This window comes from Streptomyces tremellae, assembly GCF_039540215.1.
Classification (GTDB): domain Bacteria; phylum Actinomycetota; class Actinomycetes; order Streptomycetales; family Streptomycetaceae; genus Streptomyces; species Streptomyces tremellae.
The window spans coordinates 1-23,829 of record NZ_BAABEP010000072.1 but is presented as its reverse complement, the minus strand read 5'-3'; the positions used below and the strand labels follow the sequence as shown (position 1 = coordinate 23,829).

General features: G+C 74.5%; 21 protein-coding genes. 5 read left to right on the top strand and 16 right to left on the bottom strand.

The genetic code is table 11. From position 1 onward, the window contains the following. Positions 1-12 precede the first annotated feature (12 nt). The 3 genes from ABEA77_RS29940 to ABEA77_RS29930 are packed head-to-tail and all read right to left on the bottom strand — an operon-like array spanning position 13 to position 5,697. A complete protein-coding gene (locus tag ABEA77_RS29940) occupies positions 13-1,116 on the bottom strand; it encodes a methyltransferase domain-containing protein (RefSeq protein ID WP_345654463.1) in 1,104 nt (367 codons plus the stop codon). Positions 1,117-1,162: 46 nt separating this feature from the next. Beyond that, positions 1,163-2,122, bottom strand: a complete 960-nt coding sequence (locus tag ABEA77_RS29935) for a DNA polymerase Y family protein (RefSeq protein ID WP_345654482.1) — start codon at positions 2,120-2,122, stop codon at positions 1,163-1,165. Continuing rightward, entirely contained in the window at positions 2,119-5,697 is a 3,579-nt protein-coding gene (locus ABEA77_RS29930; protein ID WP_425588417.1) for a DNA polymerase III subunit alpha, read from the bottom strand. The genes ABEA77_RS29935 and ABEA77_RS29930 overlap by 4 nt, the downstream gene beginning before the upstream one ends. A gap of 167 nt (positions 5,698-5,864) precedes the next feature. Here ABEA77_RS29930 and ABEA77_RS29925 point away from each other — a divergent pair, with 167 nt between their 5' ends. Further along, on the top strand, positions 5,865-6,905 hold the full coding sequence (locus ABEA77_RS29925) for a DUF3533 domain-containing protein (RefSeq protein ID WP_345654457.1): 1,041 nt from the start codon (positions 5,865-5,867) through the stop codon (positions 6,903-6,905). A gap of 34 nt (positions 6,906-6,939) precedes the next feature. On the opposite strand, the gene ABEA77_RS29920 is transcribed toward ABEA77_RS29925, so the two are convergent. The 3 genes from ABEA77_RS29920 to ABEA77_RS29910 all read right to left on the bottom strand — a co-directional run bounded on the left by ABEA77_RS29920 (position 6,940) and on the right by ABEA77_RS29910 (position 10,540). After that, positions 6,940-7,395 (bottom strand): lamin tail domain-containing protein, encoded by a 456-nt coding sequence (locus tag ABEA77_RS29920; RefSeq protein ID WP_345654454.1) that lies wholly within the window; start codon positions 7,393-7,395, stop codon positions 6,940-6,942. A gap of 287 nt (positions 7,396-7,682) precedes the next feature. After that, complete coding sequence (locus ABEA77_RS29915; protein WP_345654451.1) at positions 7,683-8,783, bottom strand: S1 family peptidase; 1,101 nt, start codon at positions 8,781-8,783, stop codon at positions 7,683-7,685. Positions 8,784-9,337: 554 nt separating this feature from the next. Continuing rightward, positions 9,338-10,540, bottom strand: a complete 1,203-nt coding sequence (locus ABEA77_RS29910) for a DUF5685 family protein (protein WP_345654449.1) — start codon at positions 10,538-10,540, stop codon at positions 9,338-9,340. Between the two features lie 304 nt (positions 10,541-10,844). Here ABEA77_RS29910 and ABEA77_RS29905 point away from each other — a divergent pair, with 304 nt between their 5' ends. Further along, positions 10,845-11,285 (top strand): cell division protein SepF, encoded by a 441-nt coding sequence (locus ABEA77_RS29905; protein ID WP_345654446.1) that lies wholly within the window; start codon positions 10,845-10,847, stop codon positions 11,283-11,285. A gap of 69 nt (positions 11,286-11,354) precedes the next feature. Here ABEA77_RS29905 and ABEA77_RS29900 read toward each other — a convergent pair whose 3' ends face one another. Further along, a complete protein-coding gene (locus tag ABEA77_RS29900; RefSeq protein ID WP_345654443.1) occupies positions 11,355-12,551 on the bottom strand; it encodes an acyl-CoA dehydrogenase family protein in 1,197 nt (398 codons plus the stop codon). Between the two features lie 382 nt (positions 12,552-12,933). Here ABEA77_RS29900 and ABEA77_RS29895 point away from each other — a divergent pair, with 382 nt between their 5' ends. After that, positions 12,934-13,929: a phosphatase PAP2 family protein gene (locus ABEA77_RS29895; RefSeq protein WP_345654440.1), complete on the top strand. Its 996-nt coding sequence runs from the start codon at positions 12,934-12,936 to the stop codon at positions 13,927-13,929. 136 nt (positions 13,930-14,065) lie between these two features. Here ABEA77_RS29895 and ABEA77_RS29890 read toward each other — a convergent pair whose 3' ends face one another. Continuing rightward, on the bottom strand, positions 14,066-14,281 hold the full coding sequence (locus ABEA77_RS29890; RefSeq protein WP_345654437.1) for an I78 family peptidase inhibitor: 216 nt from the start codon (positions 14,279-14,281) through the stop codon (positions 14,066-14,068). A 542-nt stretch (positions 14,282-14,823) separates the two neighbouring features. Between ABEA77_RS29890 and ABEA77_RS29885 the strand changes: the two genes are divergently transcribed. Next, complete coding sequence (locus ABEA77_RS29885) at positions 14,824-15,612, top strand: hypothetical protein (RefSeq protein WP_345654480.1); 789 nt, start codon at positions 14,824-14,826, stop codon at positions 15,610-15,612. A 161-nt stretch (positions 15,613-15,773) separates the two neighbouring features. Continuing rightward, complete coding sequence (locus ABEA77_RS29880; protein ID WP_345654434.1) at positions 15,774-16,064, top strand: hypothetical protein; 291 nt, start codon at positions 15,774-15,776, stop codon at positions 16,062-16,064. 74 nt (positions 16,065-16,138) lie between these two features. Here the strand turns inward: ABEA77_RS29880 and der are convergent, their stop codons facing one another. The 8 genes from der to ABEA77_RS29840 all read right to left on the bottom strand — a co-directional run. Then, a complete protein-coding gene (gene der, locus ABEA77_RS29875; RefSeq protein WP_345654431.1) occupies positions 16,139-17,605 on the bottom strand; it encodes a ribosome biogenesis GTPase Der in 1,467 nt (488 codons plus the stop codon). Between the two features lie 149 nt (positions 17,606-17,754). Next, positions 17,755-18,423 carry a lysophospholipid acyltransferase family protein gene (locus tag ABEA77_RS29870; RefSeq protein ID WP_345654428.1) on the bottom strand — a complete coding sequence of 223 codons (669 nt, stop codon included), beginning with the start codon at positions 18,421-18,423 and terminating at the stop codon, positions 17,755-17,757. After that, on the bottom strand, positions 18,420-19,154 hold the full coding sequence (gene cmk / locus ABEA77_RS29865) for a (d)CMP kinase (protein WP_425588416.1): 735 nt from the start codon (positions 19,152-19,154) through the stop codon (positions 18,420-18,422). The genes ABEA77_RS29870 and cmk overlap by 4 nt, the downstream gene beginning before the upstream one ends. A gap of 182 nt (positions 19,155-19,336) precedes the next feature. Continuing rightward, positions 19,337-20,422: a prephenate dehydrogenase gene (locus tag ABEA77_RS29860; RefSeq protein WP_345654423.1), complete on the bottom strand. Its 1,086-nt coding sequence runs from the start codon at positions 20,420-20,422 to the stop codon at positions 19,337-19,339. Further along, the gene (gene aroH, locus ABEA77_RS29855; RefSeq protein ID WP_345654478.1) at positions 20,419-20,781 is read right to left on the bottom strand and encodes a chorismate mutase; all 363 of its coding nucleotides are present in this window, start codon (positions 20,779-20,781) and stop codon (positions 20,419-20,421) included. Before aroH ends, ABEA77_RS29860 begins: the two co-directional genes overlap by 4 nt. Positions 20,782-20,899: 118 nt before the next feature. Next, positions 20,900-21,934, bottom strand: coding sequence for an ADP-ribosylglycohydrolase family protein (locus tag ABEA77_RS29850; RefSeq protein ID WP_345654420.1), 1,035 nt, complete (start codon positions 21,932-21,934; stop codon positions 20,900-20,902). Then, positions 21,931-22,707, bottom strand: a complete 777-nt coding sequence (locus ABEA77_RS29845) for an NUDIX hydrolase (RefSeq protein ID WP_345654417.1) — start codon at positions 22,705-22,707, stop codon at positions 21,931-21,933. Before ABEA77_RS29845 ends, ABEA77_RS29850 begins: the two co-directional genes overlap by 4 nt. A gap of 271 nt (positions 22,708-22,978) precedes the next feature. Then, the coding region (locus ABEA77_RS29840) for a pseudouridine synthase (protein WP_345654414.1) at positions 22,979-23,829 on the bottom strand (851 nt) is incomplete at its 5' end.

Genomic DNA, 23,829 nt, shown 5'->3' with positions numbered 1-23,829 from the left:
CTTACCTGGTGCTCACCCCCGTCCGCTGGGCCTGAGGGCCACGGCGCGCACGGGGCTGCCGGGGGTGCGGGCGATGCTGTCGCCGTCCTCGTGCCCGTGCACGACGAACCGCTTCCCCGCGCGGTACGCGTCGAGCGCGTCCGCGCAGTAGGCCACGAGCCCCTCGGGCAGGGCCTCCGCCGCGGCGAGCGGATGCCAGGACAGGCCCGCGCACTTGTCCGGCTCCCGGTTGTACGGCTCGGCGCCCGCCGGCAGGTCCGCCTCGAAGAACCAGCCGATGCGCGGCTGCCCGCCGGGCCCCCGGTGCTGCATGACGAGCGCGACCCGGACGTCCTCGGGCGCGAGGCGCAGCCCTGTCTCCTCGTACGTCTCGCGCAGCACGGCCGCGCGCACGTCCTCACCGTCCTCCACATGTCCCGAGGGCGCGTGCAGCAGGCCGTCGGCGTAGCCGGTGCCGGCCCTGCGGGCGAGGAGCACGTCGCCGTCCCTGCGCAGGAAGAGGTGGACGTCGACGACCGCGCGGTGCCGTCCGGTGGAGGCCGCGCCGCCGAGCACCGCGTAGCGCTCGTCGTCCACCGCGCGACCCCACAGCGCGGTCTCGGCGGAGAGCGGGAAGTGCTGTACCCGCTCCACCAACGGACCGAGGGCCGCGACGACGCGTTCGTGCGGCAGGCCCGCGCCGCGCCAGACGCCCTCCACGAGGACCAGCCGGCCGCCCGGCCGCAGCAGCGCGGCCCAGCGGCGCAGCGCGGCCTCGGGGTCGGGCATCGCCCACAACAGGTGTCTCACCAGCACCACGTCGAACGCGCCTGCGGGGACCGGTGGCGCGGCGGCGTCCCCGACCAGGACCCGCGCGCCGGTGCCCGCGAGTTTGGCCCGCGCACGCCCTGCCATGCGCGGCGACAGGTCGACGGCGGTGACGCGGTGCCCGCGCTCGGCGGCGAGCAGCGCGAGCGAGCCGGTGCCGCAGCCGAGGTCGAGCACGTCGGCGGGCGCGGCGGGCAGCCATGCGGGGAGCTTCGCGGCCCAGGCGGCCCGCACCGCCGGGTCGCGCAACCCATGATCGGGCTCCCGGTCGAAGGTGTCGGCCTCGGCGTCCCAGTCGATGATGGTCATGCCCCGATGGTGGCGGACCCCACTGACAACGGGGGCACGCCGGCGCTCACGCCGCCAGGGTGCCCGGGCGGATGGCTGTGGGGCCGAAGCGGGCGCGTACGCGGTCCGCGGTCTCCTCCAGGCGGCGGGCGCGCTCGTCGGTGGGGTCGAAGGTGAGCTGGCGGGTGGCGCGTTCGGCGGGGACGAGGGCCTCGGCGCGCAGCGAGAGGGCGCGTACCCGGGCGCGCTGGAGGCCGAGCCGTTCGTGCATCCGGTACGCGGCGGCGGTGAGCGCGGGGGTGTGGGCGGTCGCCTCGGGGAGGGTCCTGGTGCGCGGGGTGGCCGAGCCGTCCGCGTAGCGCACCACCAGGGTCAGCGCGCGGCACGCCTGGCCGCGGTCGCGCAGCCCCGCGCCCAGTTCCCCGGCCGCGGACAGCAGGGCGCCGCGGTGGGCGCCGTGGTCCAGCTCGTCGCGGGCGAAGGCGCGTTCCGCCGCGAGCACGGTGGCGCCCGCGTCCGGGACCACGGCCGTGCGGTCGATGCCGTGCGCCTTCTCGTACACCTCGCGCCCCGCCCGTACGCCGAGGAGCCGCTGGAGGGTGGCGAGCGGGACGGCCGCCGCCTTGCCCACGGTGTCGAGGCCGTAGCCGCGCGGGGTGCGGGCCGTCGCGGCGCCGACGCCCGGCAGCGCGCCGACCGGGCGGGGCGCGAGGAACGCGGCGGCGCCGCGCGCGCCGTCCGCCACCGCGACCGTCTCGCCATGGGCGGCCAGGCGCGCGGCCATGCGGGCGAGCAGCGGGGTGGCGGCGACGCCGAGTGCGCAGTCGGCGCCCGCGTACGCGAGCGCGCGCACCCGCAGCACCGAGGCGAGATGGGCCGCGTCCTGGCCGAAGTACCGCTCGGCGCCCGCGACGTCGACCAGCGCGGTGTCCGGCGGCAGCGCCTGGACCACCGGACTGATGCCGCGGGCCACGCCCAGCAGGTCGGGCAGTGCCGCGCCGTCGCGCAGCCGTACGCAGATGATCATCCGGCGCTCCCGGGGCTCGAATGCCACAGCTTCCTTCCCGTGCCAGGGCCTTCGCCCGCCGGGCGGAGGTCGGCCCAGGGGTTCATCCGGTAGCCGGTGGGGAGGTGGATGCGGCGGTCGCCGCCCGGGGTGCCCCGGCCGTCGGGCGGGCCGCCCGGCCCCTCGCCGCTCCCCACGTCCCCTGCGCCCCGGGCGCCACCGCCCGCGGCCAGCGCCGCCGCGACCGCTTCGAGGCCCTCGCGCTCGCGGAGTTCCGCGAGCTCCGCGAGGTTCCAGGCGCGCGCGCCCACCACGCTCAGGCTGCGCTGCCCGCGCCGCTGCACCACCCCGCGCACCAGCAGCAGCCAGGAGTGGAAGACGGTATGGGCGCACGCCTCGTGCGAATCGTCGAAGAAGGCCAGGTCCACCAGGCCCGTACCGTCGTCGAGCGTGGTGAAGACGACCCGCCTGCCGGAGCGGATCGGCGGTGTCTGGGTGGCCACCTTGGCGCCCGCGACCAGCACCGTCGTGCCGTGCGGCACGTCGCGCAGCCGCTTCGCGCCGCACACCCCGAGCTCGGTGAGGAAGGCGTGGTGGTCGTCCATCAGGTTCCTGGACGCGTCCATGGACAGCACGCCGAGCTCGGCGCTGAGCCGCTCCGTGTCGTCCAGGTCGGGCAGGCCGACCGCCGCGGTCCTGTGCCCCTCCCCCAGCGGCAGCTGCGCGCCGGCCCCGCCCCTGCGGACACCCCTGCCGCGCTGGGCCGCGCCCAGTTCGGAAAGGTGCAGCAGCAGGTCGCGCCTGTTGGCGCCGAACGCGTCCAACGCGCCGACCTGCGCGAGCCGTTCGGCCACCGGCCGGCCGGGGCGCGCACGCTGCCAGAAGTCGAGCAGCGAGGTGTACGGCTGCCCCGCCTCGACGCGCTCGCTCTCCGCCTCGCTGATGCCGTGCACGTCGCTGAGCGCGAGCCGCAGGCCCCAGCGCCCCGCCACGGGCCCCTTCTCGGACACCAGTTCGATTCGATGGGTGACCGCGGACCTGTTCACGTCGAGCGGCAGCAGCGGCACCCCGCGCCGCCGCGCGTCCGCGAGCAGCAGCCGCTTCGGGTACATCCCGGGGTCGTGGGTGAGCAGCCCCGCGTAGAAGGCCGCGGGATGGTGCGCCTTCAGCCATGCCGACTGGTACGTCGGCACCGCGAACGCGACCGCGTGCGCCTTGCAGAAGCCGTACGAGCCGAACGCCTCGACGATCCCCCAGGCGCGCGCGACGGTCTCGGGGCCGTACCCCCGCGCGGCGGTGGTCCGTTCGAACCAGGCGCGGATCGTGCCCTGCGAGCCGGGGTCCGAGAGGCCGCGCCGCACCCGGTCGGCCTCCTCAAGGCCGCAGCCGGTCATGATGTCGAGCATCCTGATGATCTGCTCGTGGAAGACGACGACGCCGTAGGTCTCCTCCAGCGCGCCCCGCAGGTCGTCGTGCGGGTAGCGCACGGGCGCCCTGCCGTGCCGCGCCTCGATGAAGGGCCGCACCATGTCGGCGGCGACGGGCCCCGGACGGAACAGCGAGATGTCCACGACCAGGTCGTGGAAGGTGGCCGGCTGGAGCCTGCCGACCAGGTCGCGCTGGCCGGGCGACTCGATCTGGAAACAGCCGAGCGTCTCGGCCGAGCGGATCAGCCGGTAGGTCTCCGGGTCGCCCTCCGGCACCTGCGCGGGATCGTCGAGGTCGACCTCCTCGCCGGTGGCGCGGCGGATCTCGGCGACGGCGTGGGCCATCGCCGACTGCATCCGCACGCCGAGCACGTCCAGCTTGAGCAGGCCGAGGTCCTCGACGTCCTCCTTGTCGAACTGGGACATCGGGAAGTTCTCGCCGCTGGTCGGCACGACCGGGGTGCGGCGCAGCAGCGAGGCGTCGGAGAGCAGCACGCCGCAGGGGTGCATGGCGACGCCCCGGGGCAGCGCGTCCAGCGCCTCCACCAGCTCCCAGAACCTGCCGTAACGTTTCTGCTCCTGTGCGAGGCCCGCCAGCTCGGGCAGCTCTGCGAGCGCGGCCCGCGCGTCCCTCGCCCGGATGTGCGGGAACGCCTTGGCGATCCGGTCGATCTCGGCCGGGTCCATCGAGAGCGCGGCGCCGACGTCCCGCACGGCGTGCCGCACCCGGTACGTCTCCGGCATGGCGACGGCGGCGACCCTGCGGGGCCCGAAGCGGCCGAGGATCGCGCGGTAGACCTCAAGGCGGCGCGCGGACTCCACGTCGATGTCGATGTCGGGCAGGCCGGGGCGGCGGGTGGAGAGGAACCGCTCCATCAGCAGGCCGTGCTCGACCGGGTCGGCGGGGGCCATCCCCAGCAGGTGGTTGACGAGCGAACCGGCGCCCGAGCCGCGCGCCGCGACCCGGATGCCCATCCCCCTGATGTCGTCGCACACCCCGGCGACGGTGAGGAAGTACGAGGCGAAGCCGAACGCGTCGATCGTGCGCAGCTCCGCGTCCAGCCGCCGCCAGTAGTCGCGGTGGTCGGGCCGCAGGTCGTAGCCGCGCGCGACCATCCCCGCGGCGGCGCGCGAGCGCAGCACCCTGGCGGCGGTCCTGCGCTCGGCGCCGACCAGGCGGGGCTCGGGGAAGTGCACGTTGTGCGCGCCGAACCCCCGGGCCATGTCGATCACACCGATGTCGTCCGCCGGGTCGACGCGGCAGGCGTCGGCGGTGCGCTCGGTCAGTTCGAGCAGCCGCACCGCGGTGTCGCGCCCGAGCCCCGCGGCCTCGGCCACCCGCAGGGCGGTACGCGCCATCTCCGCCGCGCCCTTCAGCCAGCGCTCGCCCGTGTCGAGCCCCTTGCGCGGGTCGACGGGGACGAGGCGGCGGGCCGCGTCGAGCACGTCGGCGACCGGGCCTGAGCCGGGGTCCGCGTACCGCACGGCGTTGCCGAGCACGGCGGGCACGCCCTGCTCGACGGCGAAGCCGAGGGTGCGGGCGGCGTGGCGCAGCGAGCCGGGGCCCGTACCGGTGCGGCCGTGGTGCACGACCTCGAGGCGCAGCTGGCCGCCGTACGCCTCCCGCCAGGGCGCGAGCAGTCCGGCCGCGCGGTCGGGCCGGCCCGCGGCGAGGGCGCGGCCGACCTCGGAGTCCGGACCGAGGAGCACGGTGAGGGCGTCGCCGTGGTTGTCCTCCCAGCCGAGCTGGGGGGACGCGCCCCCGGAGGCGTGCGCGGTGGAGACAAGACGGCACAGGTCGGCCCAGCCGGCCGCGCCGTCGCGGGCGAGGAAGACGGCGCGGGGTGCCGACTCGTCGACAAAGGCACCGCCGCGCACCGGCCCCGCGCGCCGGCGCGCCGCGGCCTCGCCGGCCCCCTCGGGCCGCCCGCCCGCGCCCACCGGCGCCACCGCGAGGTCCGCGCCGAACAGCGGGCGCACCCCCGCCGCCTCGCACGCCTTGGCGAACCTGACGGCGCCCGCGAGGGTGTCGCGGTCGGTCAGGGCGAGCGCGTCGAGGCCGCGCTCCGCGGCGCTCCCGGCCAGCGCCGCCGGGTGGGACGCGCCGTAGCGCAGGGAGAACCCGGAGGCGGTGTGCAGATGCGTGAACACCGACGCTTCCACCTCCACCTCCCTGACCCTCGTGTCACCACCCCCACGCGTCCCACCATAACCAGTTTCGAACGCTCGTGCGAACGATGTGGAAGGGTGCCCACGGAGGGGCCAGGCCACCGCCCGACCAGCCATTCAGCCCTCCCCACCTGGGCGTGGGGCGGGAGCGGGCCCACGGTGGAGACATGGCGTTCATGGACGAGGTCAGGACGGCCGTCACCCCCAGGGCCGCGCTGCTGGTGTTCGGCACGCTCGCGCTCCAGCTGCTGTTCATCGCGTCGTACGTGGGCGCGCTGCACCACCCGGAGCCGACGGACGTGAAGGTCGCGGTGGTGGCGCCCGGCGGCGCCGCGGACCAGGCGGCGGCACGGCTGCGGCAGCTCCCCGGCGGCCCGCTCTCGCCCCGGGTGCTGCCCGACGAGGCGGCGGCGCGGCGGCAGCTGCTCAACCGGGACGTCGACGCGGCACTGCTCGTCGACCCGCGCGGGTCCACCGACACCCTGCTGGTCGCCTCGGGACAGGGAACGGCGGAGACCAACGCGCTGCTGAACGTCTTCGGCCAGGCCGAACAGCGGCAGCAGCGCACCCTGCGGCCCGTGGACGTGGCCCCCGCCTCGCCGCGGGACGCGGAAGGGCTCTCGTCGTTCTACCTGGTCGTCGGCTGGTGCGTGGGCGGCTACCTGTGCGCCGCGATCCTCGCGGTCAGCGCGGGCGCCCGCCCCGCGAACCGCGCGCGGGCGCTGATCCGGCTCGCGACGACCGCGCTCTACGCGATCGCGGGCGGCCTGCTCGGCGCGGTGATCACGGGCCCGGTCCTGGGGGCGCTGCCGGGCAGCGTCTGGGCGCTGTGGGGCCTCGGCGCCCTGACGGTCTTCGCGGTGGGCGCGGCGACGCTGGCCTTCCAGACGATCTTCGGGGTGATCGGCATCGGCGTCGCGATCCTGGTGGTCGTCATCGGTGGCAACCCGAGCGCGGGCGGCGCCTTCCCGCTGCCGCTGCTGCCGGACTTCTGGCGGGCTATCGGCCCGGCGCTGCCGGTGGGCGCGAGCACCTGGACGGCCCGCTCGATCGCGTACTTCCGGGGCAACGCGGTGACCGGCCCGCTGCTCGTGCTCTCCGCGTGGGCGCTCGGCGGCATCGTGGTGAGCCTGGCGGCGGCGGGCCTGCGCGGCGGGCGCCGCAGGGCTGCGGAGCCCCCCGCGCCCCGGCCCTCGGCGGCGCCGTGACGCGGGGGCCGTGGCGCGGGAAGCGCGCGCCGGGTCAGCACATGACGGAGTCGACCCGGGTGGAGTTGTAGGAGCAGGTGTCCACCTTGGCCCCGGTGGACTTCTTCAGCGTCGCCGTGTCCTTGTCGTTGTTCCAGACGTAGGCGGAGCGGCCCTGGTACCGGTTGGCCGCCGTGTTGGTGCCCTTGCCGGTGTGCACGGTGACCGTCTTGCCCTTGCCGAGCGTGTACGCGCCGAAGGTGTACGTGTGGCGCGACGCGTCGGTCAGCGTCCAGCCCTTGAGGCTGACCGACGCGGACGTGGTGTTGCGGATCTGCACGTACTCGGCGTTGAGGCTGGCGTTCGAGCCGTGGTCCGCGCCCGGGCTGTCGTAGTAGATCCTGTACAGGTGCACGGAGCCTGCGGCCGCCTGCGCCTGCGCGGGCAGCAGCGCCACCCCCGCGGCCACGGAGACCGCAGCGGCGGCGGACAGGGTACGGACACGGAACATCAGGGACCCCCCACGGGTACTCCGGGCGTCTCGAACACGCCCGGCGGAAAAGCAGATTAAGTGCACATCAGGCTTCTCCGACCCCCGGTTACAGAATCGGGACATCTCCCCGGCGCGCCCACCGCCGCCCGCGCCGGCCGCCGACGGGAGCACGGCCGGGGGCCGGGCCGGGGATCCGCGTCCCCGACCCGGCCCCCGGGTCGTGTCCTTACCGTGTCACGCTGTCCGTCCCGCTCTTTGCCCCGCTGTTCGTCCTGCTGTGCCTGCGGGGCGTGTGCGCGACCGGTTCAGCCGATCTCGGCGCCGAAGGCCGAGAGCGCCGCGGGCACCGGCTGGAAGAACGTCTCCCCGCCGGAGGTGCAGTCGCCGCTGCCGCCCGACGTCAGCCCGATCGCGGTGCTGCCCGAGAACAGCGAGCCGCCGCTGTCGCCCGGCTCCGCGCAGACGTCGGTCTGGATCAGACCGTTGACGACGTCGCCGTTGCCGTAGTTGACGGTGGCGTCGAGCCCGGTCACCGTGCCGTCGTGGACGTGGGTGGTCGAGCCGCTGCGCGACACCTCCATCCCGACCGTCGCGTCACCGGCGCCGGTGATCTTCTGGGTGGACCCGTCGTACAGGTCGACCTCGCTCGGGTGGGGGGTGTCGGGGGACGCGTACTTCACGAGCCCGTAGTCGTGGCCGGGGAACTCGGAGCCGGCGTTGGAGCCGAGCTCGTTGCCCTGCCCGTCCGTCCAGTCGGTGATCTCGCTGGTGCAGTGACCCGCCGTCAGGAAGTACGGCTCACCGTCCTTGACCACGTTGAAGCCGAGCGAGCAGCGGCCGCCCGACCCCTCGATCGCGTCGCCGCCCGCGATGAACGGCTTGAACTCCCCGGCGGAACGCTTCAGCTCCGCCTTGCCGCCGAGGTCCTTGACCGCGTCCGTCAGTCTGGCGAGCGCGCTGCCGGTGACGGTGCGGTCGGCCGTGACGACCACCTTGTTGGTCCTCGGGTCGATCGCCCAGGCCGTGCCCGCGACGGACGACGCCGTGCCGGACACCGTCTTCGCCGCGGCGTGCAGGTCGCTCAGCGAGTTCGTGACGACCTTGGCGCGACCGCCCGCCTGCCGCACGGTGTCCGCGGCGTCGCCGTTGAGGACGTTGACGACGAGCGCCTTGGTCTTCGTGTCGTAGTACGAGCCCGCCGTGTCCCGCGAGCCGAGGTCCTTGCTGAGGGACGACGAGAGCTTTCCGGCCGCCACCGGGGTGAGCGCCTTCACCGTGTAACCGGGCGTTCCCTCGCTGGCGTTCGCACTCTGAAACGTGATGCCCGTCATCACCAGGGCTATCGCGGCGCCTCCCGCGACCGCCGCGCGCTTGCTGGCTATGCGGCGGCGCTGACCGTTCTTCATCTATGAACCTCCTGTGGGGACCGCGCCGGGAGCATGTGGGGTGCCCCGGCGCGGAAGGATGTGGCCGCCCACTATGGCGAAACTCGCGAGTAGCACACAACCCCCCGCAGGCGGTCTCGTCTGTGAACTTGCTGTGTCGCGGACCACACGGCGCGCGGCGCGGCGCACGCCCGGCCCGGCCGGCCGGGATTCCGGTTCGCGAACGCCCTGATGGCCGCGGCGGGTTCGGGTCCCGCGTGCCGACCATGGCGGAAATCGCGCTGTGCCCTCCGCGTCCGCGGGGACCTGAGGTGTGCCGCGTCCGGTCCTGAGGGCGGCTCCCCGGATGCGGTCCATACCATTCCGGTTCCGCGGTCCGACGCTCCGGTCACGGGCCTGTGAGGTCCCGCGACCCGCACGCCCGCGCCCGAGGACTTTTCCCGGCCCCGCCGTCCGCCGCAGGCGCGCGCGGGCCTCCCGGCCGCCGTTCTGCCGCTTCTCCCCCTCGCCCCGACCGGTCGGGGCGCCGCACCACGCCCCGGCGGCTGCCCCCGCCAGACCCTCTTCCCGACCGGTCAGCAGCCGCAGTCGCAGCAGTCGCACCCGTCACAGCAGTCGCAGTCGGAACAGCACTGGCAGCACTGGCAGCAGTCGCCGCACCCTGAGCAGTCGCAGTCCGAGCAGTCCTCGTTGCGGCAGAGGCCCTCGCGCCTGCGACCCGACCAGGGCCCCTCGAACTCCTCGGCGCAGCAGGCACGGCAGGTGCAGCACAGCCCCGTGAGCACCGCGCAGCCCGCGAGCATCCCGCGCCTGCCGGACGGGCGCGGTCCCCCGGGGCCCTCGGGGGCGTCCGGGGCATACGGGGTCCTCGGGTCGTGCGGCGCTTCCGGCCCCGCCACGGCCGCGCGGTGCGCGCAGCCGGCCGCGCCGAACGCGCGGTCCACCGCCACCCCCGGCTCGTGCGCGAGCAGGGCGTGTACGAGGCGGCTGTCCGCGAACTCGGCGTCCCGCAGGGCCAGTCGGATGCCGCACACCGCGTCGTCCGCGAGCCTGCGGGCCTCCGCGCGCGGGGTGCGGGTCGCGGTGAGCGGGTTCCAGGCGCCCGCCGCCGCGTCGGCCGCCTGGTCCTCCACCGCGTCGAGGAGGTGGGCGAGGCGCCCGAACAGCCTGCCCGCCTCGGCGAGCGGCGCCCGGTTGCCAGGCCGCCCGGCGAGCACCGCGGTGTGCGCGAACGCGGCGGCCGTCGCCGTCTCGGTGGGCTCCGTGACCGCGAGCAGCGCGGGGACCCCGGTCCCCGCTGCCGCCTCGACCTCCGCCTGCCGGGCCGCGGCCCCGACGAGCACGTCCGTGTCGAAGCCGAGTTCCGCGCCGGTCCGCGCGCCCGCGAGAACCCAGCTCGCCGCGGCCCTGCGCGCCACCGCGGTGACCGGGCGGCGGCGCAGCGCGCCGTCGCCGTCGTCGGCGTGGTCCCGTATCTTCGCCGACGCGAGGACGAGCGAGACGGCGGCGGCGAGCCGCGGGCCCTCGCCCCGCGCGACCGCGGCGGTGCGCATGCCGCGCAGCGGGCAAGGACCCGCCGTGCGGCGGGCCTCCGGCGGGCGCGGCGCCTGTGCCTCCGTCAGGACCGAGACGATCAGGCCGTCGTAGTGGGTGGCCGCCCGCGCCAGCTGGCCGTGGCCGGCGCGGAGCGCCAGGCAGAGTCCGCACAGATGTGCCAGCCACTCGGCCCTGAGGTCGCCCGCGAGCCGGTGGGCGCAGGGTCTGATGATTCCGAACACGACCGTCTCCCCCGTGAGTCCGTGTACCGGCCCCTGTCCCGCGCGGGCCGGCGTGCGGATCGCATCGTATCGACGGATCGCTCATGTGTACGCCTGATACATCACCCGTCCGGCCGGAAATTCATATTTCGTGCTCATACATCCGCCGCGTCGGGGAAGAACGCTGACGAACCGCCATATCCTGTGTGCCAGTAGCGTCACGAATCAACTGCACGGCGGCTGTCCCCTTGGCGCGGAATCCGCATGATGGACGACCATAGAGGGGATGCGGAACCACAAGTGACCGCGGTGAAAGGAGGCGTCCATGGGATCGGTGCGCAAGGCGAGCGCCTGGCTGGGCCTCGTCGAGGACAATGACGAGCGGTACTACGACGACGAGTACTCCGAAGGTGTCGAGACCGGAAGCGGCGACGCCTGGAAGACCGACCTCCGCCTCCAGGCCCCCGTGGCGGCCGCCGAGGACCACGACCGCAGGATCGCCACCGTCTCCCCCGACAGCTTCCGGGACGCGCGGGCGATCGGCGAGCTGTTCCGCGACGGCGTCCCCGTCATCGTCAACCTGACGGCGATGGAGCCCGCGGACGCGAAGCGGGTGGTGGACTTCGCCGCGGGGCTGATCTTCGGCCTGCGCGGCTCGATCGACCGCGTGGCCAACCGTGTCTTCCTCCTGACCCCCGCCCACACCGAGATCGTCTCGGGCGACGGCGGCAGCCGCGCCCAGGACGGCTTCTTCAACCAGAGCTGAGCAGGGCCGCTCACCGGCACCGCGGCACACCGGAGCACCGCGAGGACGCGGGCCCGCCCGCGGCGCGCGTCAGCGGAAGGCGTCGAGACCGGTGAGCGCCTTGCCCAGCACCAACTGGTGCATCTCCACCGTCCCTTCGTAGGTGAGCACGGACTCCAGATTCGTGGCGTGGCGCATCACCGGGTATTCGAGGGAGATCCCGTTGGCGCCGAGGATCGTCCGTGCGGTGCGGCAGATCCCGATCGCCTCGCGGACGTTGTTCAGCTTGCCGAAACTGACCTGCTCGGGCCTGAGGGTCCCCGCGTCCATCCGCCGCCCGAGGTGGTGCGCGAGCAGGATGCCCTTGTGCAGTTCGAGCGCCATGTCGGCGAGCTTGGCCTGGGTGAGCTGGAAGCCGCCGATGGGCCTGCCGAACTGCTCGCGCTCGCGCGCGTAGCCGAGGGCCGCCTCGAAGCAGGCGCGCGCCGCGCCCATGGCGCCCCACACGATCCCGTACCGCGCCTGGTTCAGACAGCTCAGCGGGGCGCCGAGACCCTGTACCCCGGGCAGCGCCGCGTCGGCGGGCAGCCGTACGCCGTCGAGCACGAGTTCGCTGGTGACCGAGGCGCGCAGCGACCACTTGTGCCTGATCTCCGGCGCGGAGAAGCCCGGCGTGTCCGCCGGCACCAGGAAGCCCCGCACCCCCTCGTCGGTGGCGGCCCAGACGACGGCGACGCCGGCCACGCTGCCGTTGGTGATCCACATCTTGCGCCCTTCGAGTACCCAGTCACCCCCGTCGCGCCTGGCCCGGGTGCGCATCCCGGCCGGGTCGGAGCCGTGGTCGGGCTCCGTGAGGCCGAAGCAGCCGATCGTCTCGCCCGCCGCCATCGGCGGCAGCCAGCGCTCTTTCTGCTCCTCGGACCCGAAGCGGTGGATCGCGTACATCGCGAGCGAGCCCTGCACGGAGACGAGCGAGCGGATGCCGGAGTCCGCGGCCTCGAACTCCAGGCACGCGAGGCCGTACTGCACGGCGCTCGCCCCCGCGCAGCCGTACCCCTCCAGGTGCATGCCGAGGGCGCCGAGGCCGCCGAGCTCACGGGCCAGCTCCCGTACGCCGGGCAGTTCGCCGCGCTCGTACCAGTCGGCCACCTCCGGCAGGATCCGGTCGGCCGACCAGGCCCGCACGGTGTCGCGGACGGCCAGGTCCTCGGGTCCGAGCAGGTCGTCGATACCGATCGGGTCGCCCGGGTCGAACGGCGGGCGTTTCGCGGCGGACGGCTGGGACATGGGCTTACCTCCGGCGGCACCTGGAAACCGGCCGTGCTGGTCACGGCCCGGTGAGGTTACGGGCCCGGGTGGCCGGGCGTCCACAGCGGGCCGCCGCCGGGCGGCCCCGAGGGCCCCGGCGGCCCCGCTCGCCTCACCCGCACCACCGGCCCTCCGGCAGCCGAGCGGCCGGGAAATTCCGAGCGGCCCCCCGGTGAACGAATTCCGAGCGGCGCGCGTATGGGGAGGCCTGCTGCGTGCAGAATAAATAAGAACAAGATCAACTGGATTTCGGGAACCGCACCGGATAAACCGTGATCTGAGACATACTCCACATCACATCGTCATCACAAAGAGACCTGAGCGACCTGTACACACACTCACTCGCTGTAACGTCGATTAGGTGCGTACCGACATCTTTGCCCGCCTCGACCGGGAGCCGGAGCCGCCGAAGATAGAGCCGCCGCGGATGAGCCCCACCCGCACGGCCCTCTTCGGGGCGACGTTGGCGTTCTACGTCGTCATCGTCGCGGCCGTGCTCACCAACTCCTGGCTGGTGGCACTGGACTGGAAGACGATGCTCTTCCGGCCCTACCAGCAGTGGCCCGGGCTGCACGCGTTCCTCGACTACTTCGTGGTCCTCGGGCAGCGCGGTCCCACCGCCGTGATGATCGCCGCCTGGCTCGGCTGGCGGTCCTGGCGGCAGCACACGCTCAGGCCGCTGCTCGTCCTCGGCGCCTCCCTGCTCCTGCTGAACGCCACCGTCGGCGCGGTCAAGCTGGGGCTCGGCAGGCAGGGGCCGCACTACGCGACGCAGATCGGTTCGCCCGAGCTTTTCTCCGGCGGGGACATATTCCCCTCGGGCCACACCGCGAACGCGGTCGTGACCTGGGGCATCCTCGCCTACCTCGCCACCACCCCGCGGACCCGCCGCTATCTCTCCCTCGGCTCGTCCGCCCTCTCCCTCGGTGTCGGCGCGACCACGGTCTACCTCGGCACGCACTGGGTCAGCGACGTGCTGCTCGGCTGGGCAGCCGGGCTGCTGATCCTGCTGGCCATGCCCTGGTTCGAGCCGGTGATCGGCCGCGCGGAGCTGGCGATCTTCGGCGTCCGCGACCGCTGGCGCGCCTACCGCAGAGCGGCGCGACGCGCCCCGGGCGGCGTGCGCCCGGGGCAGCCACCGCTGCGTCCGGCCGCGGGGGACGAGGACGAGCAGCCGCGCAAGCCGGTCGGCGCGGGCCGCGGGCCCGCCGCTCCCCCGGCGTGCCCCTCGGGCGGCACGGGGACGGGGACCCTCGCCCAGTCGAGGACGCACCACCCGGTGCGCTCGGACCACTCCCCGATCACCCCGGCGGGCGGCCGCAGACCCCCGCAGTCCCGGCAGGTCACGGGCGGCTGAGCACCCCGGCGTACGCACACGGCGGGCAGGAAGGCGGCGCGCGGCGCGGACAGATCCGCGGCGCGCGCCGCCTTTCGTGCTGCGTACCGGCCGCGCTCCCGGGCGCGTACGGGGGCGGCCGACATCCGTACGGGCGTCAGCCGCGCCAGCAGCGGGTCACGGTGCCCCCGTCCACCTCGAAGTTCAGCCGGCCCTCGCGGAACTCCAGCGTCACGACGGAACCGGGCGGCAGCGCGCGCACGGTGGTCCAGCCCCGCTCACGCGCCCTGCGCTCGGCGGCCCCCGCGTCGAGGCCCACATAGGTCTCGGGGGCGTCGTCCTGGCCCTGCGGCGATCCTGAAGTGTGTGCCATGGGTTCACCGTAGGTGTCCGTACCCCCCGGAGGGAAGGCGGCGATCGCGCCCGGCCCCCCCCCTTTCGGCCCACCGGAGTCACACTTCTGTCACAGAATCCCGATGCCTCGCGGACCGTAATCACAGAGACGTGGTTCTTCCCGTCCTGCGCACTCCCCGGAATGTCGTGCACCCGACGCCGCGGTGAATTCCAGGGCTTCCCGCACGGGTGTCCATGATGTTTTTCCGGGACCCGGTGAATACCCGGTAATACCCGATAACAAGGGAACGCTGATTTTCGAACACCGTGCGGAGCAGCCGTGGAGAGGCGTGGGCAGGTGCCCCGCGAGGGCCCCCGCGCCCCGTGCGGCAGCGGGCGCCCCGCCCCCGGCCCGCGCCCACGAGGACGCGGCCGCCCGCGCCGCCGCCCACGCCGGGGGCCGGCTCCCCCGGAGATTCGATTTCGCGCGCGCCGCGTGCGTGACCCCGGCGACGGGTCGCCCGTTGTCTTCGTATGAGCCGGGAACAGCCCGGCCCCACGTACCAGTTCGAGGAGCCACCCGTGCCGCGCATGCTCGACGTCAGTGAAGACGTACGTGCCGAGATCGGCGACGAAGAAGCCGACCGGCTGCTCGCAGGCGAGAACTCGCCGGGCAGCTACGACTGCACCTCCTGCCGCACCCCCGGCGACTCGGAGCAGGAGCGGACGAGCACGGTGCTGTTCGTCGGCGAGGAGACCGCGGTCCTCGCCTTCGCCCACGCCTCCTGCATCCCCTCCCAGGTGGTGCAGGTGGCGGAGGACCAGCTCCAGGGAGCAGTGCGGTCCATCACCGGCGCAGAGGGCGGCGCGCCCGCCGCGCCCGCCGCGCCGGCCCCCGGCGAGCAGGCGGTCCTCGGGGTCACCAGCGGGCTCGTGCTGATCGAGGGCGATCTGCACCCCGCCCTGGTCGTGGAGCCCACGGCGCCCATCGCGCGGCCCGGCACCACGGGCCCCGACCAGTTCCTCCAGCTCCTCGTGGAGCAGGGCTTCCAGCCGGTCGCCGACCTGTCGTCGGTGCCCCCGGCGCTCCCCGGCTGGTCGGTGCTGCTCGCCATGGGCCAGCTGCACGCGGTGCTCCAGCCGGGGCCGAACGGCGGAGGCCAGGTGGCGTGGTGGCAGGCGCACCAGCCGCTCCAGGTGACCGAGGGCTGGCGGGCGGAGGCCAACAAGTCGAACACGGTCCTGGTGTTCGCCGCACCGGTCGGCTCCATCGGCCAGCAGCCGCGCGAGGACCTGCTGCGGGACGCGCTCGACAAGGCGGCGGCCGACGGCCGCCTCGTCGCGGCCGCGATGCCGCTGGCGGGCACGTGACGGCGCCGCACCCGGCGGGCCCGCGCGCCGCGGAGGCGGTCTCCGGCCGCCGCCGGGCGAAAACCCGGACAATAACGGACGACAGCCCGCATCCCACCGGTCCCGGGGTCGTTGGGCGGTATGTGCAGCCATACGAAACGACCCGAGCCCATCTCCCCTCGATGCGCCCCGCGCAGGACCTGGTGGACGGGTACAGCACCACGCCGATCTACGACGCGCTGTACTCCGAGTACCTGAGGTCGTTCAGAGCCCTGCCCGGCGACCGCAGCGGCGAGGAGGACCTCGGCTTCACGGCCTTCGGGATCGGTACGGTCCCCAGGCCTGGCCAGCTCAACAGGTACGGGGAGCGCCCCGTGCACCAGGGGCAGTGGCAGCGCGACCCCCAGCAGCCCCCGCGGCCCGCGCGGCACGCCGCCGCGGCGCTGCCGCCGGGGCCCCGCCGCTCCTCCTGAGCCGCAGGGGGACATCCAGAGGGGGTGTGGGGGGGCGGTGGCCAAACCACCGCCCTCCCCCACACCCCCGCCGGTCACTTCTTGCGGCCGCGCTTCTCCCGCACCCGCACCGAGATGTGGATCGGGGTCCCCTCGAAGCCGAACTCCTCGCGGAGCCTGCGCTCCACGAACCTGCGGTAGCCGGCCTCGATGAACCCGGAAGCGAACAGTACGAACCTGGGCGGCCGCGTGCCCGCCTGGGTGCCGAAGAGGATGCGCGGCTGCTTGCCGCCCCTGATCGGGTGCGGGTGGCCCGCGACGAGTTCGCCGAGGAAGGCGTTGAGCCTGCCGGTCGGCACCCGGGTCTCCCAGCCCGCGAGGGCCGTCTCGATCGCCGGGACCAGCTTCTCCATGTGGCGCCCTGTGCGCGCCGACACGTTGACCCGCGGCGCCCAGCCGACCTGCGCGAGCTCCGTCTCGATCTCCCGCTCCAGGTAGTAGCGGCGCTCCTCGTCCAGCGTGTCCCACTTGTTGTACGCGATGACGAGGGCCCGGCCCGCCTCCACGGCCATCGTGATGATCCGCTGGTCCTGGACGCTGATGGACTCGCTGGTGTCGATCAGGACGATCGCGACCTCCGCCTTCTCGACGGCGGCCGCGGTGCGCAGGGACGCGTAGTAGTCGGCGCCCTCCTGCATGTGGACCCGGCGGCGGATGCCCGCGGTGTCGATGAACTTCCATGTCGTCCCGCCGAGTTCGATGAGCTCGTCGACCGGGTCGCGGGTCGTGCCCGCGATGTCGCTGACGACCACGCGCTCCTGCCCCGCGAGCTTGTTCAGCAGGGACGACTTGCCGACGTTCGGGCGGCCGACGAGCGCGATGCGGCGCGGTCCGCCGACCGCGGCACCGAAGGTCTCGCGGGGCGCGTCGGGCAGCGCGTCGAGCACGGCGTCGAGCATGTCGCCCGTGCCGCGCCCGTGCAGCGCGGAGACGGGGTGCGGCTCGCCGAGTCCGAGGGACCAGAGCATCGCCGCGTCGGCCTCGCCGCTCTGGCCGTCGACCTTGTTGGCGCAGAGCACGACCGGCTTGCCCGCCTTGCGCAGCAGCCGTACGACGGCGCCGTCCGTGTCGGTGGCGCCGACCGTGGCGTCCACCACGAAGACCGCCGCGTCGGCCGCGTCCATCGCGAACTCGGCCTGGGCCGCGACGGAGGCGTCGAGGCCCAGCACGTCCTGCTCCCAGCCGCCGGTGTCGACGACCTTGAAGCGGCGCCCCGCCCATTCGGCCTCGTACGTCACCCGGTCCCTGGTGACACCGGGGCGGTCCTCCACGACCGCCTCGCGGCGGCCGATGATGCGGTTGACGAGCGTCGACTTGCCGACATTGGGGCGGCCCACGACGGCGACGACGGGCAGCGGGCCGTGGCCGGCCTCGTCGATGGCGCCCTCGACGTCCTCGGGGTCGAAGCCCTCCTGCGCGGCGATCTCCATGAACTCCGCGTACTCGGCGTCGCCGAGCTCACCGTGCTCGTCGCCCGAGCCGGCTGTGGTCTGGTCGTCCATGAGAAGTGCGTACCTCGTTCATCCGTCGTGATCGGTGGCAGCGCGAGGGCGCGCCACCGGTGGTGCGGGCCGCACCCGTGTGCGGCCTGCGGCCCCGTGCCCGGCCCCGGCCCCGTCCACGCGAGGGGACGGGCGGGCCCGGCGCGGTTTCAGCGGCCGGTGAGCTGCCGCGCGGCCTTCAGGTGGCCGGTCAGCTGCTGCTGGACGTGCACGGCCGCGTCGTCGAGTGCGGCGCGGGTGCGCCCGCCCGAGGAGACCTGGAAGGGGTCGCCGAAGACGACGTCGACCCGGCCGCGTATCGGGGGCAGCGCCCGTACCACCCGGCCGGGCCGCTCCGAGCTTCCCAGCACCGCGACGGGCACCACCGGCGCGCCGGAGCGGACCGCGAAGTACGTGAGTCCGGCGCGCAGCGCCCCGAAGTCGCCGCCCGCCCGGGTGCCCTCGGGGAATATCCCGAGCGCCTTGCCGTCGGCGAGCACGTCCAACGCGTCCATTATGGCGGCTCGGTCGACCGCCTGGCGGTCCACGCTCAGCTGGCCGATGGAGCGCAGGAAGGCGCCGAGCGGCCCGACGAACGCCTCCTTCTTGATCAGGAAGTGCACCGGCCGGGGCGCGAGGCCCATCACCAGGGGCCCGTCGACGTTGTGGGAGTGGTTGACGGCCAGTATGACCGGACCCTGCGCGGGCACCCGCCAGGAGCCGAGGACCCTGGCGTTCCACAGGCCGTTGATCAGGCCGATGCCGAGCCCCCTGCCGAAGGCGGCGCCGCGCTCCGACGCCACGGCGCGGCGCCCGCGGGGCCTTGCGGACGTGCTCACTTGGCGGCCCGCTTCTCCTCGACCAGCGCGACGATGCGGTCGATGACCTGGGCCAGGGTGAGGTCCGTCGTGTCGATCTCGGTGGCGTCTGCCGCCTTGGCGAGGGGGGAGGCCTTGCGGGTCGAGTCGGCCGCGTCCCGCTGGATCAGGGCCTCCTTGGTGGCGGCGACGGCCGCGCCCGTGGTGGCGCCGAGCTCGCCGCTGCGGCGGGCGGCACGGGCCTCGGCCGAGGCCGTGAGGAAGATCTTCACGTCGGCGTCGGGCAGGACGGTCGTGCCGATGTCGCGGCCCTCGACGACGATGCCGTGGGGCGCGGACGCGGCGATGGAGCGCTGGAGCCCCGTGATGACCTCGCGCACCTCCGGCACGGCGCTGACCGCGCTGACGTTCGCGGTGACCTCGGGCGTACGGATCGGACCCGAGGCGTCGGCGCCGTCGACGGTGATGGTGGGGGCCTTCGGATCAGTGCCTGAGACGATGGCGGGCTTGCGCGCGAGAGCGGCGACGGCCGACGGGTCGGAGACGTCGACGCCGTTGCCGGTCATCCACCAGGTCATCGCGCGGTACTGCGCGCCGGTGTCCAGGAAGCTCATGCCGAGCCGTGCGGCGACGGCCCGCGAGGTGCTCGACTTGCCGGTGCCCGAGGGGCCGTCGATGGCGACGATCACCGCGGGACCGGTCGCGGGGGCGGCGGGTGCGGCTTGTGCGGCGGTTTCCACGGGGACGGACACCTTCCTGGCTGACGCGGTTACGGGGGCGCGCTGCTGCGGGCCGGAACGCGCCCGGCGGGGCGCGGGCCCGAACACGTTCCCCGTAGAGGTTACCGACTGCCCGGATCGGCCCGCGCACGCGCTCGGCCCGTTGGCCCTCCGCCCCGGCCCCGGGCCGCGCGGGCCGGGGCGCGGGTCCCGTGCTACTGCCGGATCGACCAGCCGCGCTCGCGCAGGGCCGCGCTGAGGAGGGGGGCGGCGGAGGGCTCGACGGTGAGCTCGGCGAGGCCGGCCTGCTGGCCGGTGGCGTGTTCGATGCGCACGTCCTCGATGTTGACCCCGGCCTCGCCCGCGTCGGCGAAGATGCGGGCCAGCTCGCCGGGGCGGTCGGTGACGAAGACGGCGACGACCTCGTACGCGGCGGGCGCGGCGCCGTGCTTGCCCGGCACCCTGCTGCGGCCCGCGTTGCCGCGGCGCAGCAGGTCCTCGACGAGTCGGACACCGCCCTGCCTCTTGTCCTCGTCGGAGGATTCGAGGGCGCGCAGGGCCTGCACGGTGTCCTGGAGGTCGCCCGCGATGCCGGAGAGCACGTCGGCGATCGGACCGGGGTTGGCGGTGAGGATGTCGATCCACATGCCGGGGTCGGAGGCGGCGATCCTGGTGACGTCGCGGATGCCCTGCCCGCACAGGCGCACGGCGGACTCCTCGGCGTCCCGCAGCCGCGCGGCGACCATGGACGACATCAGCTGGGGGGTGTGCGAGACGAGGGCCACCGCGCGGTCGTGCGCGTCCGCGTCCATCACCACCGGCACCCCTCGGCAGAGCGAGACCAGTTCGAGGGCGAGGTTGAGCACCTCGGTGTCCGTGCCCCGGCCGGGGGTGAGGACCCAGGGGCGGCCCTCGAAGAGGTCGGCCGTCGCGGCGAGCGGCCCCGAGCGCTCCTTGCCCGACATGGGGTGGGTGCCGAGGTAGGAGTCGAGGTCGAGGCCGAGCGCCTCAAGCTCCCGGCGGGGGCCGCCCTTGACGCTCGCCACGTCGAGGTAGCCGCGGGCCAGCCCGCCGCGCACGGCGCGGGCCACGGTGGCCGCCACATGGGCGGGCGGCACGGCGATCACGGCGAGGTCGACGGGACCCTCGGGCGGCGCCTCGGTGCCCGCGCCGAGCGCGGCGGCCGTGCGCGCGGTCCCGGGGTCGTGGTCGGAGAGGTGCACCGTGACCCCGCGGGCGCTGAGCGCGAGCGCGATCGAGGTGCCGATCAGCCCGGTGCCGATGACCAGGGCGGTCCTCACTGGGCGATGTCCTTGCGCAGGGCCGCGGCGGCGCCCAGGTAGACGTGGGAGACCTCGGACTTGGGGCGGTCGGACTCGACGTGGGCGAGGATCCGCACGACGCGGGGCATGGCGCCCGCGATGTCGAGTTCCTGGGCGCAGATCAGCGGGACGTCGACGATGCCGAGGTCGCGCGCGGCTGCGGCGGGGAAGTCGCTGTGGAGGTCGGGGGTGGCGGTGAACCAGATGCTGATGAGTTCGTCGGCGGTGAGGGCGTTGCGCTCCAGGATCGCGGTGAGCAGCTGCTTCACCTGCTCGCCCATGTGCTTCGCCTCGTCCTGCTCCAGCTGGACCGCTCCACGAACCGCTCGTACCGCCACAACGTGCTCCTTGGTGATCGTCTCCTTGGTCCAGCCTAGTGTCCGGGGCACACGGCGGGTCCTTGCGCCCGCCCTGCGAGACGGCCCGCGGCGCGGCGCCTGATGGAGTCGCGGCCGTTCAGGCGTCCCAGCGGCGGCCGAGGTCCCGCAGCCGGGCGCGGTACTCGAGGCGGTCGCTCCAGTCGGCCGGCCAGGCGGCGGGGCCCAGGTGCGCGCCGGCGAAGGCGCCCGTGAGGCAGGCGATCGAGTCGGAGTCGCCGCGGGTGCAGGCGGCCCTGCGCAGGGCGGTGAGGGGGTCGCCGGGAAAGAGCAGGAAGCAGTGCAGGGCGGTGGCCAGGGCCTCCTCGGCGATCCAGCCGTCGCCGGTGGCGAGGCAGGGGTCGGTCTCGGGAGACGGGTCGGCCAGGGCGGCCCTGAGCCGGTCGAGCGCCGCGAGGCACTCGTCGAAGCCGCGGGCGGTGTACGCCTCGGGGGTGGGATCGCCCGCCAGGGACCAGAGGTCGCCGAGCCAGGCGTGGTGGTAGCGGGTGCGGTGGTCGAGGGCGTACGAGCGGAGCCTGCCGACGAGGCCCGCGGGGTCGGCGCCCCTGGCGAGCAGGTGGACGGCGTGGGCGGTGAGGTCGGAGGCGGCGAGCGCGGTGGGGTGGCCGTGGGTGAGGGCGGCCTGCGCCTGCGCCGCGCCCGCCCGCTGCGCGGCGGTGGTGCCCGGTACGAGGGCGACGGGTGCGACCCGCATGTTCGCGCCGCATCCCTTGGAGCCGGTGCGGGAGGCGCGCTGCCACGGCTCGCGCGGCCGGTCGAGGGCGTCGAGCGTGGCACACGCGGCGAGGCAGGTGCCGCCGGGCGCGCGGTTGTTGTCGGGGTCGTGGTACCAGCGGACGAAGGCGTCGCCCGCTTCGAGGGCGAGCCGGTCCGGGTCGAGCGGCCCGTGGGTGAGGGTGGCGCGCAGCGCGTCGCCGAGCGCGAGCGTCATCTGGGTGTCGTCGGTGACGAGGGCGGGGACGGGCAGCTCCATCTCGCGCCAGGGCCCGGTCTTGGCGAGGATGGCGGGCACGTCGTCGAACTCGGTGGGGAAGCCGAGGGCGTCGCCGAGCGCGAGGCCGGTGAGCACGGCGGTGGCGGCCCCGCGGGTGCGGGTCCCTGTCGGGGTCATGGTGTGGTCCTTCGTTCGGGCCGCAGCAGCGGTGGGTGGAGTACGGCGGCGCCGCCCGCCCGGTAGAGCACGGCGGGCTTGCCGCGTCCGCCGGTCCTGCGCGTGCCGTCGTGCGCCGGGGTGACGAGGCCGGGTGTGGCGAGGACCTTGCGGCGGAAGTTGGGCCGGTCGAGGGTGACGCCCCACACGGTCTCGTAGACCTGCTGGAGCTCGCCGAGGGTGAACTCGGGCGGGCAGAACGCGGTGGCGAGGCCGGTGTATTCGAGCTTGGCGCCGACGCGGTCGTGGGCGTCGGCGAGGATGCGGTCGTGGTCGAAGGCGAGTCCGCGGGCCTCGGCGAGCGCGGTCCAGCGTGCGTGTGCCGCGTCGCCGCCGCCGCGCGGCTCGGGCAGCGGCCCCGGTACGAGCGCCGCGTACGCGACGGACACGACGCGCATCCGCGGGTCGCGGTCCGGGTCGCTGTAGGTGCGCAGCTGTTCGAGGTGGAGCGGTGCGTACGGCCCTTCGGGCGCGAGGCCGGTCTCCTCTGCCAGTTCGCGCCGCGCGGCGGCCTCCGCCGACTCCCGGGGGTGGAGGAAGCCCCCGGGGAGGGCCCAGCGGTCGCGGTAGGGCTGCTCGCCGCGCCGGACGAGCAGCACGTGCAGGCGGGCTTCGCGCACCGTGAAGACGGCGAGGTCCACCGTGACGGCGAACGGTTCGAAGGCGCCGGGGTCGTAGCCCTCGGGCGCGCTGTGCGCCGGGTCAGCGGTGCGTGCGGGTGGTGTTTCGGTCACCGTGCTCTCCGGTCTCCGGCTCCGCCCCGGGGTCGTGGGGGTGGTCTCGCCGCGGCCGGTGCGGGTCCGGTCCACCCCCGTGGGCCCGGACCCGCCGACCGTGCGTGGCGCGGCTTTCGGCCGCCCCCCTTAATGGTCAAGTTGACTATAATAAGAACGGCGGGGTCTGGCAAGGGGCGGGGAGACCCCCTCGGGAACGCGCGAGGGCCCGCGGCCGTGACGGCCGCGGGCCCTCGGACGGCGCGCCCCGCGGTGCGGGGCGGCCGGGCGCCTACAGGTCGACCTCCTGCATCAGCATCCCGACCTCGGTGTTGGTGAGGCGGCGCAGCCACCCCGACTTCTGGTCGCCCAGCGGGATCGGCCCGAAGGCCGTGCGCACCAGGCGGTCGACGGGGAAGCCCGCCTCGGACAGCATGCGGCGCACGATGTGCTTGCGGCCCTCGTGCAGGGTCACCTCGACGAGGTAGTTCTTGCCGGTGTTCTCCACCACCCTGAAGTGGTCGGCGCGCGCGTAGCCGTCCTCCAGCTGGATGCCGTCCTTGAGCCGCTTGCCGAGGTCGCGCGGCAGGGGCCCCTGGATCGCGGCGAGGTAGGTCTTCTTCACGCCGTAGCGGGGGTGGGTCAGGCGGTGGGCCAGCTCGCCGTGGTTGGTGAGCAGGATGATGCCCTCGGTCTCGGTGTCGAGCCGCCCGACGTGGAAGAGGCGCGTCTCGCGGTTGGTGACGTAGTCGCCGAGGCACTGGCGGCCGTCCGGGTCCTCCATGGTGGAGACCACGCCCGCGGGCTTGTTCAGCGCGAAGAACAGGTACGACTGGGTCGCCACGGTCAGCCCGTCGACCTTGATCTCGTCATGCGCGGGGTCGACCCGCATGCCCTGTTCGAGCACGATCTCGCCGTTGACCTCGACACGCGCCTGCTCGATCAGCTCCTCGCACGCCCGCCGCGAGCCCATGCCCGCGCGGGCCAGCACCTTCTGCAACCGCTCGCCCTCCTGCTCGGCGCCCGGGAAGGTCTTCGGTGTCTTCTTCTCGGGCCGCTGCGCGTACCGGTCGCGGTTGCGCTGCTCGATCTGCGCGTCCAGCTCGCGCGGGCGCGCCGGCGCGCGGCGGGGGCCGTCGCGCC